Source organism: Novosphingobium sp. 63-713 (genome assembly GCF_001898925.1).
Classification (GTDB): domain Bacteria; phylum Pseudomonadota; class Alphaproteobacteria; order Sphingomonadales; family Sphingomonadaceae; genus Novosphingobium.
Map to the genome: position 1 here is coordinate 671,496 of NZ_MKVS01000005.1, position 15,690 is coordinate 687,185.

11 protein-coding genes are annotated in these 15,690 nt (G+C 62.7%); 5 read left to right on the forward strand and 6 right to left on the reverse strand.

Annotated elements, in window-relative coordinates:
* Positions 1-11 precede the first annotated feature (11 nt).
* Both BGP00_RS03770 and BGP00_RS03775 read right to left on the reverse strand, forming a co-directional pair.
* Positions 12-1,022, reverse strand: a complete 1,011-nt coding sequence (locus BGP00_RS03770; protein WP_292922301.1) for a sugar phosphate isomerase/epimerase — start codon at positions 1,020-1,022, stop codon at positions 12-14.
* Between the two features lie 19 nt (positions 1,023-1,041).
* Positions 1,042-1,422 carry a DUF6379 domain-containing protein gene (locus BGP00_RS03775; RefSeq protein ID WP_292922299.1) on the reverse strand — a complete coding sequence of 127 codons (381 nt, stop codon included), beginning with the start codon at positions 1,420-1,422 and terminating at the stop codon, positions 1,042-1,044.
* Between the two features lie 164 nt (positions 1,423-1,586).
* Between BGP00_RS03775 and BGP00_RS03780 the strand changes: the two genes are divergently transcribed.
* The gene (locus BGP00_RS03780; RefSeq protein ID WP_292922297.1) at positions 1,587-3,206 is read left to right on the forward strand and encodes a GMC family oxidoreductase N-terminal domain-containing protein; all 1,620 of its coding nucleotides are present in this window, start codon (positions 1,587-1,589) and stop codon (positions 3,204-3,206) included.
* A gap of 37 nt (positions 3,207-3,243) precedes the next feature.
* On the opposite strand, the gene BGP00_RS03785 is transcribed toward BGP00_RS03780, so the two are convergent.
* Complete coding sequence (locus BGP00_RS03785) at positions 3,244-3,717, reverse strand: Lrp/AsnC family transcriptional regulator (protein WP_292922295.1); 474 nt, start codon at positions 3,715-3,717, stop codon at positions 3,244-3,246.
* A gap of 117 nt (positions 3,718-3,834) precedes the next feature.
* Here BGP00_RS03785 and BGP00_RS03790 point away from each other — a divergent pair, with 117 nt between their 5' ends.
* A complete protein-coding gene (locus BGP00_RS03790) occupies positions 3,835-4,797 on the forward strand; it encodes a DMT family transporter (RefSeq protein ID WP_292922293.1) in 963 nt (320 codons plus the stop codon).
* Positions 4,798-4,894: 97 nt separating this feature from the next.
* The gene (locus tag BGP00_RS03795; protein ID WP_292922291.1) at positions 4,895-5,848 is read left to right on the forward strand and encodes a sugar phosphate isomerase/epimerase; all 954 of its coding nucleotides are present in this window, start codon (positions 4,895-4,897) and stop codon (positions 5,846-5,848) included.
* Positions 5,849-5,888: 40 nt separating this feature from the next.
* Here BGP00_RS03795 and BGP00_RS03800 read toward each other — a convergent pair whose 3' ends face one another.
* From BGP00_RS03800 to BGP00_RS03810, 3 genes are all read right to left on the reverse strand, one after another.
* Complete coding sequence (locus tag BGP00_RS03800) at positions 5,889-7,382, reverse strand: carboxylesterase family protein (protein WP_292925708.1); 1,494 nt, start codon at positions 7,380-7,382, stop codon at positions 5,889-5,891.
* Between the two features lie 4 nt (positions 7,383-7,386).
* On the reverse strand, positions 7,387-9,600 hold the full coding sequence (locus BGP00_RS03805) for a glycoside hydrolase family 3 C-terminal domain-containing protein (RefSeq protein WP_292922287.1): 2,214 nt from the start codon (positions 9,598-9,600) through the stop codon (positions 7,387-7,389).
* Between the two features lie 113 nt (positions 9,601-9,713).
* On the reverse strand, positions 9,714-11,906 hold the full coding sequence (locus BGP00_RS03810; RefSeq protein WP_292922285.1) for a TonB-dependent receptor: 2,193 nt from the start codon (positions 11,904-11,906) through the stop codon (positions 9,714-9,716).
* A 466-nt stretch (positions 11,907-12,372) separates the two neighbouring features.
* Between BGP00_RS03810 and BGP00_RS03815 the strand changes: the two genes are divergently transcribed.
* Together BGP00_RS03815 and BGP00_RS03820 are read left to right on the forward strand one after the other, a co-directional pair.
* On the forward strand, positions 12,373-13,422 hold the full coding sequence (locus BGP00_RS03815) for a LacI family DNA-binding transcriptional regulator (protein WP_292925709.1): 1,050 nt from the start codon (positions 12,373-12,375) through the stop codon (positions 13,420-13,422).
* Positions 13,423-13,566: 144 nt separating this feature from the next.
* The gene (locus BGP00_RS03820; RefSeq protein WP_292922281.1) at positions 13,567-15,690 is read left to right on the forward strand and encodes a TonB-dependent siderophore receptor; all 2,124 of its coding nucleotides are present in this window, start codon (positions 13,567-13,569) and stop codon (positions 15,688-15,690) included.

Here is a 15,690-nt window from a genome sequence, read left to right on the forward strand (position 1 = left end):
CGAACCCGGTCTCAGGCCGCAACCGGCGCCTCGGCCAGAATGCGGCGGCACATCGCCTGATGGCGGCGCACCTGCTCAAAGGCATCGGTGGTGCAATAGGCGTGGCCTTCCCATTCCGAAACGATCGTGCCGGTGAAACCGCCATCGCGAAACAGCGGCAGGATCTCCTCATAGGGAATTGCTTCTTCGACGCCCTCGTCGCTCACGCCGTAAAACTTGCCGTGGATATGGATCGTGCGGTCCACCATCTCGGCCCAGCTCTTGGGATCATTGTTCGACAGGATGAAGAAGGAGAGCGTGCAGGCCTGAAGATGCGCCTGCTCGTAGCCCTTGGCTGCGGCGATCTCGCGCAGCTTGCCCGCCTTCACATAGGAAGGGCCATCTTCGGCCCAGATTTCCTTGGTGATATCGATCAGCGCCTCGGGCGTGCCGATGGCGCGCGCGGCGTCCAGCAGGCTGGGCGGAATGGCGCGGGCCGTGCCGCCGAAATCGGGAATCCAGCCCAAGGCGGGCGAATTGAGCTTTTCATACATCTCGCGATATTCGAGCACCGCCGGGTGGCGCGCCCACATCGGGGCATGGACCTCAACCCCCATCTGCATGTCGATATCCTCGCAGAAAGGCGCCAGTTCGGGCAGCAGATGCGCAGGGAGCGCGAATTGTCCGCGCGCCAGCTTGAAGCCCAGTTTCTTGGCACTGCGCAATTGGCGCTTGTGATATTCGACCAGATCCGCATCGTCGATGGGCTGCTGGCCCGGTTTCATGAAGCGGTCCGAATTGATCGCGCAGGACACCGGGTTCAGGCCGGTTTCCGCGATCAGATCCTTGAAATAGGCGGCGAAATCGTCCGAAACATCGGGAAATTCCTTGAAGCTCTGAAAACCGATGATCTCGATGTTCGGCCCCAGATCGCGCTTGGCCACCTCGCGCAGCAGCGTGTCCAGTTCGAACTGGCGGGTCAGCCATTCGTTGGTGAAGGAATAGAGGGTAACGCCCATCTGCGGGCCATTGGCGGCAGTCATTGTGGCAACTCCTGTCGGATCAGTTGACGCGCAGCGTGGCGGTTTGCGGGTTCACGCGCTTCATGCCCGGAATATAGGGCGGGTTCACATGCAGCAGCAGCGAGACGTCATGCTCGCTGTCGGCCGCCAGATTGACACCCGGCAGGACCAGAAACGCGCTGTCGCGCACAAACCAGAACGCATTGGTCTGCTCGCCCATCTCGGCCAGCGGAAAGCTGATGTCGTCGAATTCGACAACGGCATCGGCCAGATCGACCGGGGCGCCATCCAGCGTCACGCCTGCCACTTCGACCGTCGAGAACGGCAAGGAGCGATACCAGGGCAGGCGCATCGCCAGTCTTGCCCCGCGCGGAGTGGCCGACAGGCCCTCCTCGCCGATGATTCGTTCAACAGGCAGCATAGCGCACTCTCCCTTTATCGCTGGATTTCAACGGCCCTGATGAGGGGCGGATTTGAATAATTGGAATTACACTTCTAATTGATGCTTGACAGGGGGTCAAGGGTCGTGCTGAAAGAAAGCGAATAGAGGTTCTATTATCATTTGTGGGATTCGGGCGGGGAAAAATGGCCAGTTTCGACTATATCATCGTGGGCGCAGGCTCGGCAGGCTGCGTGCTGGCCAACCGCCTCAGCGCCGATCCGCGCCATCAGGTTCTGCTGATCGAAGAGGGCGGCGACAACCAGCATCCCTTCATCAAAATGGCGGGCGGCTTTGTCAAAATCATGGGCAAGCCGGATTATTTCCGCTCCTATCCCGTGGTTCAGCAGCCCGGCCGCCGCAAGGAAATGCAGGCCTATGGCCGTGGCCTTGGCGGCTCTTCGGCTATCAACGGCACATGGTATCTGCCCGGTCAGCCGGGGGATTACAATGACTGGGCCGCGCGCGGGCTGACCGGCTGGGGCTGGGACGAAATGGCGCGCTGCATCAAGAGCATCGAGTCCTATCGCGCGCCCGGCGCTCATGCAGGGCGCGGCCGCGACGGCGAATTGCAGATCACCCCGTCGACCTACAAATCGCCCGTGTTCGACGCCATCGCCCAGGCCGCCGCCTCGATCGGCGCGCCATGGAGCGATGACATCACCGCGCCGGGCGCCCCGGCGGCGGGCCGCACCCAATATACCGTCAGCCGCACCGGACAACGCGCCTCCAGCTATGAGGCGTTCGTCGCGCCCATCCGCAGCCGTTCCAATCTGACGGTGCTGACCAACAATCCGGTCAAGCGCATCACCATCGAAAATGGCCGCGCGAAGGGCGTGATTGTCGAGCGCGATGGCGCCGAAGTCACCATCCATGCTCGCGGCGAGGTGATCCTGTCGGCGGGCGTCTATGGCTCGCCCCAGATGCTGCAACTCTCGGGCGTGGGTCCGGGGGCGGAGCTTCAGCGTCTGGGCGTTGCGGTGCAGGCCGATCTGGCGATGGTGGGGCGCAACCTGTTCGACCATCAGAAGATGGGCATCTCCTATGACCTGCACAACAATCCCGGCACCAACCGCGAATATGTCGCGCCGCGCCTCTATGCCAACGCCTTGCGCTATTTCCTGACGCGCAGCGGCCCGCTGGCGCGCGTGGGCCTGCCGATCACGGTGCTGGTGCCGTCGAAGGGCACCGCGCCCGAATGGCCCGATTTCCAGCTCGCCGCCGCCGCCTTTGCCATGCGTACGGTGCAGGAAATGACCGAAAAGCCCGGCAGCCCGATCAGCAATCGCCCCGGCATCACCTTCTCGGCCTATCATCTGCGCCCGCGCAGCCGGGGGCATATCACGGTGACTTCGCCCGATTTCCGCGTTTCACCGCTGGTCGATCCGGCGATCTGGTCCGATCCCTTCGATCAGGAAAAGGCCATCGAACTGTTCCACTTGCTGCGCCGCTTTGCCGGGGCCGAGGCGCTCTCGGCCTATGTGGGCGACGAGCGCGTGCCGGGCAGCCATATCCAGAGCGAGGCCGAATTGATCGACGCCGTGCGCGCCATGGCCGAACCGGGCCTGCATGGCATGGGCACCTGCGGCATGGGCACCGACCGCGCCACTTCGGTCACCGATGCGCGCTGCCGGGTGCATGGGGTGGACGGGCTGCGCGTGGTCGATTGCTCGATCATGCCCTCGCCGGTTTCGGGCAACACCAATGGTCCGGCCATGGCCGTGGCCGCGCGGGCGGCCGAACTGATCCTTCAGGACGCGCGGTAATCAAGGCGCCGCATCGGGGGCAAACCCCGGTGCGGTGTCAGATCGGCAGGCTCATCCCGGTCTTGACCCGGTCCAGCGCCACCAGCGTGCGAAACCTTTCAAACAGGTCGCTTTCCGAAAACAGCCGCCGCGTCAGCGTGTCATAGGCGCGCATATCCGGGCTGATGATGACCAGCACAAAGCTGATGCCGCCGGTGACATAGTAGCATTGCTGCACCTCGGGCGCCGCGCAAAACAACGCTTTGGCCGCGTCCACCGTGGCCGCGCGTTCATCGCGCAATTGCACCTCGACAATCGCCGTAATCGGCAGCGCCACCGCATCGGGCGCGATCAGCGCCACATTGGCGGCGATCACGCCCGCCTCCTCCATCGCGGCAATCCGCCTTTGCACGGCCGCCGCCGACAGGTTCACCGCCTCGGCAATCTCGCGCTGGGGGCGTTTGCTGTCCTGCTGAACAATGCGCAGGATGGCCAGATCGAAAGCATCGAGCAGACGGGGTGATTTAGCCATCGGCGAGCCTCAGCGTGATTTTTTGTTGCATTTTATGGCCCAAATTTGCGCCAACAAACCGGCGCGGCGATGATATAACCCGCACCATCCCTTTTGGCGAGAACAAGTCCTATGCAGATGGTCCGCACCCTTCCCTCGCGCCGCGGCGTGTCGCTGCTGGGCATCGGCTGCGGCATCGGCGCGGGGGCGCTGTGGGGGCTGGTGTTTCTGGCGCCGGAACTGGCGGGGATGTTTCGCCCGCTTGAGCTCACCATCGGGCGCTATATCGCCTATGGGCTGATCGCGCTGATTGCGGTCGCGCCCCGCCTGCGCCGCCTTGTGGATCATATCGGCGGATCGGGGCTGATCGCGCTGGTCTGGCTCTCGCTGGCGGGCAATACAGTCTATTATTTCCTGCTGTCCGCCGCCGTCCAAATGGGCGGGATCGCGATGACCTCGCTCATCATCGGCTTTCTGCCCGTGGCCGTGACGATCATCGGCAGCCGCGATCATGATGCGGTGCCGCTGATCCGGCTGATGCCCTCGCTGCTGCTCTGCGCGGGCGGAGGTCTGTGCATCGGGTGGCAGGCGGTTGGCCAGGCCATGGCCAGCCATTCGTTCAATCAGTTGATCGGCATGGCCTGCGCCACCGGAGCGCTGATTTCATGGACCGCCTATGCGGTGGGCAATGCGCGCTGGCTGGTGCGGCTGCACACGATCGGCGCGCAGGACTGGAACCTGCTGATCGGGGTGATGACGGGGGCGCAGGCGCTTTGCCTTGTGCCACTGGCGTTGATGATGGGCGTGGCGCATCACGATGGCGCGGATTGGACCCGGTTCCTGATCGTGTCGGGCGGGGTGGCGCTGCTGGCCTCGATCGCGGGCAATGCGCTGTGGAACCGCATGAGCCGCCTGCTGCCCCTCACCCTTGTCGGCCAGATGATCCTGTTCGAAACGCTCTTTGCGCTGCTCTATGGCTTCCTGTGGGAAGCGCGCTGGCCGACCATGGCTGAAGTGGGCACCTTTGGCCTGCTGGTGGCCAGCATCACGGCCTGTCTGGCCGCGCACCGGGGCCGAGGGGACGGGCGGGAGGGCGCATAAAATCCCGCTCAAGATACGAATGCGGCCTTGACCGAAAGGGGGCCTTGGGAGACTTTGCGCGAACTTGAAAACGATACCAAGCAGAGGACCTGAAATCATGGACAGACGCAATTTCCTCGCAAGTGCGGGCGCTTTGGCTACGCTCAGCGCCGCTTCGCCCGCCTTGGCCGCGCCCAAGGGCCGCGCCTTCGGCATCCAGCTCTGGACCGTGGCCAAGATGCTCTCGCAGGATTTTGAAAAGACCATCGCGATGCTGGCCGGGCTTGGTTACCGCGAACTGGAAATGTACGGTCCCTATGATTTCAGCGACGATCGCGGCAAGGCTAGCTGGGCCGCCGTCACCCCCAGCCTCGGCTTTTCGGGCAGCGGTTTCTTTGGCCATACCGCTGCGCAGGTCAAAACCATCATGCAGCGCCACGGGCTGAAGGTTCCCTCGCTCCACACCGATATTTTCACCCTGCGCGATGGCATGGGCAGACTGGCCGAAGCGGCCCATGCGCTGGGCTCGACCTATGTGACGCTGCCTTCGCTGCCCGCCGACATGCGCAAGACATTTGACGATTACAAACGCGCCGCCGATGTCTTCAACAAAATCGGCGCCGATGCCGCGCGCCACGGCGTGCGCTTTGGCTATCACAACCATGGCTATGGCCTGATGCCGATCGATGGCAAGATCCCGCTGCGCACCATGCTGGATGCCACCGATCCCAAGACGGTGTTCCTCGAACTCGACGTCTATTGGAACTTTGCCGGGGGCGGCGATCCCAAGGAATATCTGACCCGATACAAGGGCCGATACAAGATGGTCCATCTGAAGGACATGAAGGGCATCCACCGCTTCGACCATGACGGCGGCGATTCGACCCAGTGGATCGAATTGTTCAAATATCTGACCTATCTGGGCGATGGCAATCTGGACATGAAGGGCATCATCAAGACCGCCGAGGCCACCGGCGTCGAGCACTTCTTTGTCGAACAGGACCGCGCCGACGATCTGATGGTTGCCATCAAGGGCAGCGCGGATTTCCTGAAAAAGAACGGTTTCCGTTGATGTGAAAAGGGGCGCCGGTCTGACCCGGCGCCCCTTGATCTTACCCGCCGATCTTGCTGGCGGTGAAATCCAGCCGCGCGGTATAGGGATCTTCGGTGTGGCTTGCGCCTTTCCCGTCGATCCATTGCACGGTGGTCGTGGTGGCGGTTGCCTGCGGCCAAGCCGGAACGCCTGCGGCATCGGGCTTGCCGGTCTTGGCGAAATTCACCCAATAGCGATGCGTCAGACTGGCCACCGGCTGTTCCTCGGCCAAGGGCGCATCGCCCTTGCGCGCGGGGACTGTGTCGAACACATAGGGCAGCTCGCTGGCATGGGCCGCGCCGCCAATGGCCTGCGCCATTTTGGGCACGGCATAGCCAAAGCGATAGAGCCAGACCTTCTGGCCCCGCGCCGCCATCAACCGGGCAACATGGCGCGAGGGTTCGATGAACATCTTGTCCGCGCTGATGCCCATGGCGATATGGCCCGCAGGCTTGGTGCCATCAGGATCATAGACCTTGCGCGCGGCATCGGCGTCCGCCCCGAACTGGGCAAAGACCTTGTCCTTATCCGTGCCAAAGGCAAAGCCATCGGCCGAATTGGCGCCCACGATCACCGGCACATCGGCGGTCAGACCCGCCGCAATCGCATCATCAGGCGCGCCAAGGATTGTGCGCCCATCGACCATCGGGCCGGAATAGCCCTTCTGGCCCATGCTCGACATCGACAGATTGCCCGTCACCTGCGCCTCGGGCAGAGCGCGCAATTGCGCGGCGGTCAGGCCGGGGGCGAATTCGGAACCCACCAGCGCGGCCTTGGCCATCGTCGGCTGGGGCAAGGTGCCGTTGCGCCCGCCCCCGCTCTCGATCACGATCTGGCTGAACAGCCCGCGCGCCAGCGGGGATTGGAGCAGCATATGCATGCTCATCCCGCCCGCGCTTTCGCCAAACACCGTGACGCGCGAAGCGTCTCCGCCGAATTTGGCGACATTGGCCTGCACCCATTTCAGAGCCGCGATCTGGTCCAGGAAGCCGAAATTGCCCCCCAGCCCCTCGGCGGCCAGAGCCGGATGGGCAAAGAAGCCAAAGCGGCCAAGGCGATAATTGAGGCTGACGAAAACCACGCCATCGCGCGCGAAATTCTGCCCCGAATAGACGCCCGGCGACGAACCGCCATTCACAAAGCCGCCGCCATGGATCCACACCATCACCGGCAACTTGTCCCCGGCCTTGGCCGAGGCGGGTTTCCACACGTTGAGGTAGAGGCAGTCCTCGGCGGGCGTGGTGGTGATGGGTGCGGCGTCGGGCGGGAACGGCGCCTGGGCGCAGTCATGGCCAAAAGCGCTGCCGTCGCGCACGCCCTGCCATGCCACGACAGGCTGGGGCGCGCGCCAGCGGTTGGCCCCGGTGGGCGCGGCGGCATAGGGGATGCCCTTGAAGGCGGTGACGCCCTGCGCCTCCACGCCCGACACCGCGCCGCCTGTCACGGTCACGTTTTCGGCATGGGCCGAGGCAGAAGCCATCAGCGCAGCGGCCAGCAAAACAAATTTGCGCATGGGATCAATCCTTCCACGTCTTGGCGGCAACTTTGGTGGCGACCGGCGTGCCCAGATGCTCGGCGTCCTGACCAAGGGCAAAGCTGTACTGGCCGCCCTTGATGCTCCAACCCTTGGCCGTCCAGTCGGCCAGAATGCGCGGGTCGATGGTCAGCGTGACGGGCTTGGCCTCACCTGCCTTCAGTTCGACGCGGGCGAAACCGGCCAGACGCTGCTTGGCCTCGTCGCCGCGCTGCGTCAGGTAAAGCTGGGCGACATAGGCGCCTTCGCGCGCACCGGTGTTCTTGACCGTAAAGCTGGCGGTCAGGCCCTTCACGCTCAGCCCATCGGCGGCAAAGCTGGTGTAGCTCAGGCCATAACCGAAGGGGAACAGCGGTTTTTCGCCCTTGCGCGCGAACCAGCGATAGCCCACGTCAGAGCCTTCGATATTGTAATTGGCCAGCAGTTTGGTGTCGGGCGTGGGCGGATTGCCCATGAAGTCGGTTTCCATATCCCAATAGCCATCGACCACCGGACGCGGCAATTGCGAAGCGCTGGCCGGGAAGGTGATCGGCAGGCGGCCCGAGGGGTTGGTGTCGCCAAACAGGACGCTGGCGATCGCATCGCCGCCGCGGCTGCCGCCATACCAAGCCTCGACCACGGCGGGCACCTTGTCCAGCCAGGGCATGGCCACCGGATTGCCGGTTTCCAGCACGACGATCGTGCGCGGATTGGCCGCAACCACCGCCGCGATCAGCGCGTCCTGACCATTGGGCAGGCTGAAATCGGCATGGTCCTGCCCTTCGGTCGACCATTTGGTGGCAAAGATGATGGCGACATCGGCCTTCTTGGCCTGATCCACCGCATCGGCGATGATCGTGCCGTCACGATAGGTGACATTGGCGTCCTTGGCCTGCGCCTTGATCGCGGCAAAGGGGGCAACGCCATGATAATGCTGGCTGAAGAAGGTTGCCCACGGACCATCGCCGCCCAGCGGGATCGACGCCTTGGGGCCGCCTTCAGGGTCAGTCTGGCTCGATCCGCCGCCCGACAGCACGCCCGAAGCGGCATAACCGCCGATCACCGCAATACGCTTGGCCGTCTTGGCCAGCGGCAGCAGGTTGCCGTTGTTTTTCAGCAGCACGATGCCCTGCTTGGCGGCTTCGAGCGCCACTTCGCCATTCTTGGCAAAGTCGATCTTCACGCCGGGCTTGGCGTCATTCTTATCCAGGTTGGTGGCATAGATCGCGGTCAGCACGCGGCGGTTCATGTCATCGAGACGCGCGGCCCATTTCGGATCGGCCTTGGCCTTGGCGGCCAGATCGTCGGTGAAAAACACCTTGGGGTCGAGTTCGGCGCCCGACTGCTGATCCAGCCCGTGGATCGCGGTGTCCAGCGTCGGCACCGCGCCCCAGTCGGACATGACAAAGCCCTTCCAGCGCCAGTCCATCTTCAGCACCGTGTTGAGCAGATAGTCATTGTCGCAGGCGTTCGCGCCGTTGACGCGGTTATAGGCGCACATCACCGACAGGGGCTGGCCCTGTTCGATGCCGATCTTGAAAGCCAGCAGATCGCTCTCGCGCGCATTGGCATCGGTGATCTGGATATCGACAAATTTGCGGCCGGTTTCCTGACCGTTCAGCGCGAAATGCTTGATGGTCGAAATGATGCCGTTCGACTGGATGCCCCGGATCGCGGCGCCCACCAGCATGCCCGAAAGCAGCGGATCTTCGGAAAGATATTCAAACGTGCGCCCGTTGCGCGGATCGCGGGTCAGATTGACGCCGCCCGCCAGCAGCACGTTGAAGCCCTTGGCGCGCGCCTCGGACCCGATCATCGCCCCGCCCTGTTCCAGCAGCGCCGGGTTCCACGAGGCCGCCTGCGCCAGACCCGATGGCAGCGCGGTCGAGCCATCCTTGCGGATCCCGCCCACATAGGCCACGCCCAGCGAGGCATCGGTTTCCTTGAGCGCCGGAACGCCCAGACGCGGTACGCCCGCGATATAGCCCGCACCCGGAATCGCCTCGGCGGGCGGCTTGGGCGCGTTGGGCATCAGCGGCAGCGGCATGATGCCATGGGTCAGGATGGTCTTTTCCTCGGCCTTCATCGCCTTGACCGTGACCCCCGCGCGCGCATCGGCCGCCGCCACATCGGCGGCCGTGGGAGCAGCAGCATGGGCCATGGCCGATCCCATCGCGATGATGGCCACGCCTGCGAGACATTGAAACTGGATTTTCATGGTCTTCTCCTGCCACTCCTGTGGATCGGTAATTGAATTTTTTCTCAAGAACAGCCGCAAGCCGGATTAAGTGGCTTGCGGCTGTTCAGCAACAGATAAGTATTAGATTTATATTAGAATTTCACCCCCGCACGAACACCAAAAGTGCGCGGATCCTCAAACACCGCCGTGCCGGCAAAGGAGGACGAAGCGGTCTGGCCGGTGGCCCCGGTCAGCACGATGCGGTTTTCAAGGTTTTTGGCAAAGGCCCCAACGTAATACTTCTTGTCGGGCGAATTGTAGGTCACCGTGATGTCAGTCTTGCTGTAGCCCGGCTGACGGAAGAAGGCGCCATTACCCACATCGGTCAGCGCATAGCTGGCCGAAACACGGGTCCGGGCGTTGAGCACCACTTCGCCGCCATTCGAAAGCGGCTGGTTATAGGTATAACCCAGCGCGACCACCGACTTGGGGCTGCGGTTGAGCTGCAGGCCCGCGAAATTGGTGTTCGCCCCGTTGATTGGCGGCGTGTAGGTGCCATAGCGCGCATCGAGGAAGGTCACCATCGCGTCGATCGTGTGGTTCTTGGCCGGGCGCACCACGGCTTCGAGTTCCACGCCGTCGACCTTGGCGGTCGCGGCATTGGCCGTCACCTGACAAGGACCGCCGCAGACATTCTGCACCGACGACACCTGCAGACCGTTGTAATCATAGTGGAAATAGTTGCCGTTGAAGCGCAGCACATTGTCGGGCGTGTGGACCTTGAAACCGGCTTCATAGGCGGTCAGCGTTTCGGGCTGATAATACAGCGCCGAGGCAGGCAGGGCGCAGCCCGTGCCGGTGCCGATTTCGCAACCGTCGTTGAAACCGCCCGCCTTGTAGCCGGTGGCCACGTTGGCATAGAGCAGGCCGATGCCGGGCAGGTCATAGTCCACACCCACGCGCCAGGTGGTCTTGCTGAAATTGCGGCTTGCGTTGTTGGTCTGGAACGTGGTGCGCACGCCGGTCAGCAGGTTGTCATTGACGGTGGCGCCCACGCGGCTCTTGTCGTCGCTGGAATAGCGAACGCCCGCAGTCAGCTTCAGGTTGTCGGTGAAATTATACGAACCCTGCGCAAAGGCGCCCTTGGTCACGGCCTTGGTCGGATCCTGTGGGAAGCCGAACTGGCTGTTGGGGCCAAAGAAGTCGAGGATGAAGAAGGCGATGCCCGACTGTTCCTTGAAGTAATAGCCGCCCGCCTGCAGGAAGACCGGGCCTTTCTTGAAGGCCAGACGTGCTTCGTGGCTGGTCTGCCAGTAGTGGCCGACGAAAGTGGTGCGATTGCCCGCCGCCGGATTGGTGGCCGACGCCAGCGAGCCGAGGGTGAAGCGGTCCATCGTGCGATAGGAGCCCAGATAGGTCGCGGTCAGCGAATCCGAGACGTTCCAGTCCACCTGGCCCATCACGCCCGCGCCCTTGTTATGGTTCTTGCCCTGCCACTGTTCGGCAAGGTTGCTGGTGCGCAGCGCGCCCGAGGAGGCGTTGATGTTATAGGTGGGCGAAGCCATCACCCCCGCCGAGGGGCTGCCGACATTGCCGGAAAAGAAGTTGGTGATCGGCACCGAATTGACGCCATAGCCGTCGTCGAGCGAATAGTCGCCCTTGACCAGCACCTTGAGATTGGGCGTCGCCTGCCACAGGGCCGAGAGGCGGCCGGCGAACACATTCTTGAAGGGGCCCCAGTTGAACTTGTCGTTCGAAGCCTTGTTCACATAGGTGTCGCGACGGTCATAGTTGACGGCGGCGCGCAGGGCGAAAGTGTCGGTGACGGGCACGTTGAGCGTGGCCGTGCCGTTGACGTGGTTGAAGCTTTCATAGGACGCGTCGGCCGAGGCGCCGAACTTCTGCTTGGGCGAGGCGGTGATGACATTGACCACGCCCGCCGTGGTGTTGCGGCCATAGAGCGTGCCCTGCGGCCCGCGCAGCACTTCGACGCGCTCGACGTCAAAGAAGCTGACTTCCTGCGCCTGAGGACGGGCCAGATAGATGCCGTCGGCAAGGAAGGCGGCCGAAGGGTCGCCCTTTTCGGTGCCGTCGGTGCTGGTCACGCCGCGGATGGTGATCTGCAGACCGTTGCCGCGCACGATCGACACGTTGGGCACAGAGTCAGCCAGCTGCGTGGTGTTGGTGATGCCCTTTTGCACCAGTTGATCGCCGCTGACGGCGGTCATGGCGATGGGCGTTTTGGACAAAAGCGTTTCGGTGCGGGTGGCGGTCACGATAATGTCGCCATCGGCGGTGACCTGGGTGGTTTGTGCATAAGCCTGCGTTGCCGCGGCCAAAGCCATAGCTGACGCAACGCCTGCAAAGACGTTTTTCTTCATAGCCCCTCTCCATGTTTGAAAACGATCTCATGTCGTTTCGTCTATCTTGGTCCCTCAATAAGACATCGCTGTCAAGCAGGCTCCGACAATAGGATTTTGGTGTGGCATCGTGGGCACAGGGATAATTTTCATTTACAATATTTCATTGTTTTTTATACGTATTTTTTCATGCCTTTAACCAAATATCGCATTTTCATCCCTCACCCCGCCCGGAAACGAGGTGCTTTGCGCATTGCTATTCACCCTAACTTTTGTGATCGATTGCGTGTTGCATCCGCACAGCGCAAATGCAGCATCGGGCAAGGACGAATCCTGCCCGCCCATGCTTGACAATCAGGACAGCGCCCCCACAACAAAATCGACGCAACAGGACCGGACCGGCGCTCTCGCCCCCTCGGCGGCGGCCTGTCGGATCCGGGAACAAGGCATGATGACTCAAACCAAAATCGACACCGCCCCGCGCCCCCATGCCACCCCGCACGCCACCATGGCCGATGTGGCCAAGGCGGCCGGCGTTGCGATCAAAAGCGTGTCGCGCGTCATCAACAACGAGCCCCATGTCTCGGCCGAGTTGCGCGGCAGGGTGGAGGCCGCGATTGCCGCGCTCAACTATGTGCCCGATACGGCGGCGCGCTCGCTGGCGGGCGCGCGCAGTTTCACCATCAGCGTGCTGTTCGACAATCCCAGCCCCAATTACACGATGAAGGTGCTGGCGGGCGCCTATCGTGCCTGTGTCGCGCGGCAATATCACCTGCGCATCGATTCCATCGACACCAGCGCCGATACGCCAACGCTGCGATCCGCGCTGGAGGCGATTTTCCGCAATGCGCGCTGCGACGGTTTCGTTCTGACGCCCCCGATCAGCGACGATCCGCGTGTGCTCGACCTGCTGGAGACTTACGGCGCGCGCTATGCCCGCCTTGCGCCTTTCCTTGATGCCAAGCGCTCGCTGTCGGTCACTATTGACGATGCCGCCGCCGCCGCGCGCATTGCCGACCTGTTTCATCAACAAGGCCACCGCCGCATCGGTCTGGTCAACGGGCCGCCGCAGCATGGCGCGGCCCACACCCGCCGCAAAGGCTTTGTCGAAAGGCTGCATCAGATCGACCCGGCCATCGTCATTACCGAAGCGGTGGGCGGATTTGCCTTTGAAGGGGGTATGCATGCGGGCCGCGAACTGCTCGGCGCGGCCGACAGACCCACCGCCATTTTCGCCACCAATGACGATTCGGCCGCAGGCGTGATGGTAGCGTGCAGCCAACTGGGCCTGTCTGTGCCGCGTGATGTCTCGATCTGCGGTTTTGACGACAGTTGGGTGGCGCGCACGACATGGCCCTATCTGACCACGGTGTTTCAACCCATTGAGGGGATGGCCGAAGCCGCCGCGCTGATGATGATCGACCGCGAGGATGGCGCGCGCCAGCTTGAGCTGGATTTCGAGCTGATCGAGCGCGATTCGGTGGGTCCGGCGCCTGCCTGAACCCGCACCGTTTGATTTTCCATGCCATTTTTAAGCGCGCCGCGGTTGGGGCGGGATTTTCTGCGTCTACATAATTGAACTTGAAATTGCGAGTGAGTTGCAATAGCGAGTCTCGGCAACAGATAGTCTCCCCGAAAGGTTGCCATGCCCCTGCGTCTCGCCCTGCTGTCCTCCGCCGCCCTCGGTGCGTTTGTCGCCCCTGCCCTTGCCGCAGAAAACGCGGCCGAAGATGCCAACTCGATCATCGTCACCGGCAGCGCCCAGCGAGAAACCCCTTCGGCCACCGGCCTTTCCCTGACGCTGCGCGAAACGCCGCAGTCGGTCACCGTGATCGACCGCCAGCGCATCGAGGATTTCGCCCTCACCAATGTCAACGACCTGCTGGCCCAAGCCGTCGGCATCAATGTCGAGCGCGTCGAAACCGACCGCACCGAATATACTTCGCGCGGGTTTGACGTGACCAATTTCCAGATCGACGGCATCGGTCTGCCGCTGCGCTGGGGCGCGGCCTATGGCGAAACCGACACGATCCTTTACGAGCGCGTCGAGGCCATTCGCGGCGCCAATGCGCTGATGACCGGCGTGGGCAATCCTTCAGCCACGATCAATTATGTCCGCAAACGCCCGACCAAGGATTTCCACGTCAAAGCCAATGTTCAGGGCGGAAGCTGGAACCAGTGGCGCGTCGACGGCGATGTCTCGGGCGCGCTGACCAAGGATGGCAAACTGGCCATCCGCCTGATCTATGCCCACGATCAGCGCGATTCCTATCTGCGCTACAACCATGTGAACCGCAATGTTTACGGCGCCCTGCTTTCTTATGACCTGACGCCCGAACTGACGATCAACACCGGCTATACGCGGCAAGAGAATAACGCGCGCGGCGTGCTGTGGGGCTCGCTGCCGCTGCTTTATACCAATGGCGCGCGAGTGTCCTATGACGTCTCGGCCAGTCCCTCCGCGCCATGGACCTATTGGAACGTCACCGACCAGACCGGCTTTGCCGAGCTGGAATGGAAGGGCCGCAATGGCTGGCAGGCGCGCGGGCGCTATACCTATAACAAGCGGGATTCGCAGGCAAAACTGCTCTATGCCTTTGGCTATCCCGATGCCGCAACCGGGCTTGGCATCAGCGGTTGGCCGGGCATCTACCGCTCGCCCTATGAACAAAATCTCTTTGACGGTCAGGCTTCCGGCCCGGTCAAACTCTTCGGGCGCGAGCATCAGGTGTCGCTGGGGGTGTCCCATGCCACAATGCACGGCCGCGAATATTCGCAATCGACGCTGTCCTATCCTTCCTATGCCTCGGTCACGGACTGGGCCGTCAACGGCATTTATCCCGCTGAGGGCACCTATGCCGCCGAGGTCCTGTCCGAGGACAGCCGCGACACGCTCACCCGCGTCTATGGCGCGGTCCATGCCAATATCACCGACCGGCTGAAAGGCGTGTTCGGGGCCAGCGCGATCTGGCTGCGCTCGTCGGGCTATAATTACGGTGTCGATCAAACCCGCCGCAATTCCGCGCTCAGCCCCTATGTCGGCGCGGTCTATGACGTGAACCGCCATATCTCGCTCTATGCCAGCTATACCGACATCTTTAATCCGCAAAAGGAAGTGGATGTCACCAACGCGCGTCTAAGTCCCGCCAAGGGCACCGGCCTTGAGGCGGGCATCAAGAGCGAATGGTTCGACAAACGCCTCTATGCCAGCGCCGCGATTTTCCGCGCGCGCCAGACCGGATTGGCCGAGGCGGCGGGCGTGTTTGGCGTAGGCGATGCGGGCCGGGTGGGCACCACCTATTACCGGGGCGTGGACACGACTGCGCGCGGGTTTGAACTGGAAGTCACCGGCATGATCACCCCGCAATGGTCTATCAGCGGCGGCTATACGGGCCTTGAGGTGCATGACCAAAACGGCGCCCCCACGCGCACCTATCTGCCGACAAAATCGCTGAAACTGGCCAGCACCTACAGCATCCCGAGTTTTAACGATTTGAAATTCGGCGGGCAATTGCGTTGGCAAAACGCCATCCGCACCACTGACAGCGCCGTGGTGGCCTATGGCGGGGTCACCACGCCGGTGGTCATCACGCAAAATGCCTATGCCGTGGTCGATCTGATGGCCAGCGCGCAGGTCGCACCCCATGTCCGCGCCAGCGTCAACCTGCGCAATGTGGGCGATGCTCACTATCTGGGCAGCCTGAAATGGGGTCAGGGCTTTTACGCCGCCCCGCGCAGCGTTTCGGGCACGATCTCGGTGGCGTTCTAA

Excerpts from the sequence above, each read along its gene's own strand:
- BGP00_RS03770 (WP_292922301.1), bottom strand. The coding sequence starts at position 1,022 with ATGACTGCCGCCAATGGCCCGCAGATGGGCGTTACCCTCTATTCCTTC.
- BGP00_RS03775 (WP_292922299.1), bottom strand. The coding sequence starts at position 1,422 with ATGCTGCCTGTTGAACGAATCATCGGCGAGGAGGGCCTGTCGGCCACT.
- BGP00_RS03780 (WP_292922297.1), top strand. The coding sequence starts at position 1,587 with ATGGCCAGTTTCGACTATATCATCGTGGGCGCAGGCTCGGCAGGCTGC.
- BGP00_RS03785 (WP_292922295.1), bottom strand. The coding sequence starts at position 3,717 with ATGGCTAAATCACCCCGTCTGCTCGATGCTTTCGATCTGGCCATCCTG.
- BGP00_RS03790 (WP_292922293.1), top strand. The coding sequence starts at position 3,835 with ATGGTCCGCACCCTTCCCTCGCGCCGCGGCGTGTCGCTGCTGGGCATC.
- BGP00_RS03795 (WP_292922291.1), top strand. The coding sequence starts at position 4,895 with ATGGACAGACGCAATTTCCTCGCAAGTGCGGGCGCTTTGGCTACGCTC.
- BGP00_RS03800 (WP_292925708.1), bottom strand. The coding sequence starts at position 7,382 with ATGCGCAAATTTGTTTTGCTGGCCGCTGCGCTGATGGCTTCTGCCTCG.
- BGP00_RS03805 (WP_292922287.1), bottom strand. The coding sequence starts at position 9,600 with ATGAAAATCCAGTTTCAATGTCTCGCAGGCGTGGCCATCATCGCGATG.
- BGP00_RS03810 (WP_292922285.1), bottom strand. The coding sequence starts at position 11,906 with ATGGCTTTGGCCGCGGCAACGCAGGCTTATGCACAAACCACCCAGGTC.
- BGP00_RS03815 (WP_292925709.1), top strand. The coding sequence starts at position 12,373 with ATGACTCAAACCAAAATCGACACCGCCCCGCGCCCCCATGCCACCCCG.
- BGP00_RS03820 (WP_292922281.1), top strand. The coding sequence starts at position 13,567 with ATGCCCCTGCGTCTCGCCCTGCTGTCCTCCGCCGCCCTCGGTGCGTTT.